The following is a 3538-nucleotide window of genomic DNA, read 5'->3' on the forward strand; positions in this document are numbered from 1 at the left end:
AGAATTTGTGAACGCTGATAAGACCGGGTTTGAGAACTTCAACATGTTCGGCCATGAAGAGGACCTGCCCGTTGGCGGTGAGAAGATGTTCACGTTGGACGGACTTTGGAACGGCACTGGCGACTTCAAGCTGTCGTTTACGGGCGTGATTTACATTTCGCTGCTGGTGTTCAGCACCAACAAGGCGGACGCACTGGCCTATAAGTACCGTACACTGTTCGAACAGAGCGACCGGCTGGTAAAGATTTCAGCGGCGGTCTTCGACAAGGACGGTAATGCGCTGAAAGAGACCGGGCTTGTCATAAAGCCTGAAGGTTCCGGTCTGTATGCGCAGGACAATACAGGAAAGATTGCCCTTATCGGGGTGAGCGTGGAGGAAGAGGACGAGTACGGAAATACCGTGAGCAAAATCAAGCTGACAGCCGACCATATACAGCTGGAGGGACTGGTAACGGCCAACGGCAACTTCAAGATACTGGAAGACGGCAGCATTGAAACGACCAACGGTAAGTTTACCGGAGAGATAGACAGCAGCAAAGGGAAAATCGGCGGCTTTGAGATAGGGAACGGCCGTATCGGTTCTGTGGCCGACTCTCACGGGAGCGGTGGCGGTCTTGCCATTTATGATGATTTTTTCCGTGTCGGCGGCAGCAAAGGATATGTGATGTTCGGTGATGATGTGATACCGTCTTCTGCAGGAGGAGCTTTTACCGCTGTCGGTCGTATCGTGAACTCAGCCCCCAATATATACGGGAATTACGGCTTCGACCAAGCGAACTATGGATTGTTTATAGATGTTACCGGCGGTACGAAGAACTACGGTATCAGCAGCAATGCGGCATTACTTGCCCCGGCGTTTATCAATACGAAAGCCAAGCTGCTTACCTTCGGAAGTGGAAACTACACGGTGGATTTCTCACAACACAATATCATTTTGATGTATTACAATGAACCCAACTACAGTAAGGTAGAGGTTACGCTGCCGTCGGAAAGTTCTGTGGCATACAAGTTCGGCATGAGTTACTTGCCTACCGATTTTGCAGCCATTGTCACGTTCAGGGTCAGACCCGGTTCAAAGAATATCATACTAAAAGGTATCTATAACCACAATGAAGATTTGCAAAACTACGAGATGGCATCCGGGGACTCCGTAACGGTACTTATTACAAAAGCGGACGGATTCCGTTACCAGATATTGAATCATTCATCCTAAAAAACAGATATATATGAAAAAGTTAGATTTCAGGAATTTCAGCGTTCCCACCGGAATAACCCGTCAGACGAGGGAGGTTTTCGATGCACGTGAGCAGATAGCCGATTTGCTGTATACGCGTGTCAGTGGCATCAAGGCCCATCGGCTTGCGTTCAAGATTTTCGAGAGTACCGGCGAGACCGAGTTCAGCGATGAGGAAACCGGGATGATACACATGGCGGTGGAACGCTATTGTCTTCCCAATGTGATAGATGCCCTGAACGAAATCCTGGGCGGGTCAGAAACCGATAAAAACGAATGAGTATGGCAGAAATGACACAAGAAGAACTGGTTCAGGAAGTGCTGGACCGTGTACTCCAGAGTTCTACCGGCGTGGAGGACTTGGAGACCGTCACCTCGCTGAGCGGTGTGAAATCACTGCCCGGGGAGAAGGACGGCAAGATGGTGAACGTCCCCCTGGAACTGATAGGGAAGCCTGCGAGCGATGCCGCCGCCCGTGCCGAGGCTGCCGCCAAGAAAGCGGAAGGAGCCGTAGCCGGACTGGAGGAAAAGACCCAGGCCGCCACGGAAGCGGCCACCAAGGCCAACGAAGCGGCAGCCAAGGCAGAAAACGCCGCTGCCAAGGTGGAACAGACTACGGCAGCAGCCATCGGCGGGGCTACCGCACGCTTTTCCTCATGGATGGAAACAGGCAACGTTTTACCTGACAAGAGTACCAAACCGGGCGGCAGCGTAGTGTATGTAGCGGATGCCGGGAAGTTCGCCTACCACATGGACTCCACCCTGTACGGGGACTGGGATGTGGCGGGTGTGCCTCCTGCCGGCATATTCATGAATGCGGACCGGACAGCCATCCTGCCGGACAAGCTCTACCTGCTGGGTGATGCCGTATATACCGGAACAGGCGGCAGCCTGAGACTGCTGGCCTACCGGCATGAGGTGATGAGCGGGGAAGCTTACGAGGCGCTGCAGGACAAGGATGCGAATACGCTGTATCTGATTTATGAGGAGGATTGACGATGATAACCATAGGCGGTAAGGAAATAACGGCTGCGTATGTGGGGAAACGTGCCCTGTCGGCTGTCTATGCCGGGGCAAGACTGGTGTGGTCTGCGATAAGCAGCTGTTTCGGACTTGGATACTGGAAAGGCGACGAGCCGTGGAACGGATCGGACGCATGGAACGGTAGCAGTAAAACTGATAAATGAATGATTATTATAAAAGGACAGTATTATGGCAAAAAGGAAAATAAGCGGAATCATCAACGCGACCGAGCATCCGATGAATCTTGAAACACCATGGAATCAGAAACAGCCGGACGGCACCTATCATGCCTATGCAGGCGATGACATCGAAGCGTTCCTGAAGAAGGAACTGTCAAACCGTACCCCTACCGAGGAACTGGTGAGCGGCGAGACGAAACCTCCTACATCCGGAACGGTGTTCGATGCGATGGTGGGTACGGTGACGGACGTGGATGTGCAGGACAGCGAGGACGGCACCCAGTACGTGATGACCGTCAAGCAGAAGGACAACCAGGGCGGCGAGAGCTCGAAGGAAATGCGCTTTTCCAAGTACACGGACGATGACAAGGTGGTGGTGAACATCGACCTGACGGACAGCGGCGGTGCGGGACTTCCCGCCTCGCAGTATCTGGCACTGGGCAGCGGCTTTGTGGTGAAATACTCCGTAGGTGTGGGCACTGCCGGTGGCGGTACGGTGGACGGCTACAGCGACCTGAAAGCCCGTGTAATCGTGAAACGCGGTTCGACCGTCATCAGTGAGTTCCGGGATGCGGAGTTTGTGGGCGTTACAGCCGGACAGAGCTATACCTTTGACGCTTCGCCCTATCTGAAGGATGCCACTGCCTATACCGTACAGGTGGAAGCGCAGGCAACTTACCAGGACGGCACGCTGATGAAGACGGCCACGGCCAAGGTGACCATGGTGGCCATGGAGCTGGAGACCACCTACTCGGCGGGCAACGGGCTGGCCGACGGGGGATATAAAAATGACGTGAACATCCCCTTTACTGCCAAGGGCACGAGCGGTGAGAAGAACATCTACTACCGCGTGAACGGCGGACAGGCCTTTACCCTCGGTCTTTCGGCCGGCAGCGGTGTGCAGCAGAAGAACGTGACCATCCCCCTGACACAGATGCAGGAGGGTACGAACGTGGTGGAAGCCTACGCGCAGCATGAGAACTCCGGTGTGGTGAGCCGGGTGCATTACATTACGCTGCTGAAGGCAGGCGGAGGTGTGACAGCGTATGCCGGCCTGATGTTCAGCCACCGGGCAGCGGGGTTCCAGCGTGACTGGAAACAC

The 3538-nt window shown here is 54.2% G+C and carries 3 protein-coding genes and 2 pseudogenes; all 5 read left to right on the top strand.

The annotated features are described in order from the left end of the window. Positions 1–1213, top strand: a pseudogene (locus WKT20_RS17695) (hypothetical protein); the annotation flags it as partial. Between the two features lie 13 nt (positions 1214–1226). Beyond that, on the top strand, positions 1227–1514 hold the full coding sequence (locus tag WKT20_RS17700) for a hypothetical protein (protein WP_005798244.1): 288 nt from the start codon (positions 1227–1229) through the stop codon (positions 1512–1514). Next, positions 1511–2230 carry a hypothetical protein gene (locus WKT20_RS17705; RefSeq protein WP_007571287.1) on the top strand — a complete coding sequence of 240 codons (720 nt, stop codon included), beginning with the start codon at positions 1511–1513 and terminating at the stop codon, positions 2228–2230. The genes WKT20_RS17700 and WKT20_RS17705 overlap by 4 nt, the downstream gene beginning before the upstream one ends. Before the next feature lie 2 nt (positions 2231–2232). Next, entirely contained in the window at positions 2233–2421 is a 189-nt protein-coding gene (locus WKT20_RS17710) for a hypothetical protein (protein ID WP_007562482.1), read from the top strand. A 25-nt stretch (positions 2422–2446) separates the two neighbouring features. Continuing rightward, positions 2447–3538: pseudogene (locus tag WKT20_RS17715) on the top strand (hypothetical protein); the annotation flags it as partial.

It is taken from the genome of Phocaeicola sp. ICN-14070, assembly GCF_037892625.1.
In the GTDB taxonomy this organism is placed as follows: domain Bacteria; phylum Bacteroidota; class Bacteroidia; order Bacteroidales; family Bacteroidaceae; genus Phocaeicola; species Phocaeicola plebeius.

Coding starts and splice junctions, on each gene's coding strand:
- WKT20_RS17710 (WP_007562482.1), top strand. CDS start 2,233: ATGATAACCATAGGCGGTAAGGAAATAACGGCTGCGTATGTGGGGAAA.
- WKT20_RS17700 (WP_005798244.1), top strand. CDS start 1,227: ATGAAAAAGTTAGATTTCAGGAATTTCAGCGTTCCCACCGGAATAACC.
- WKT20_RS17705 (WP_007571287.1), top strand. CDS start 1,511: ATGAGTATGGCAGAAATGACACAAGAAGAACTGGTTCAGGAAGTGCTG.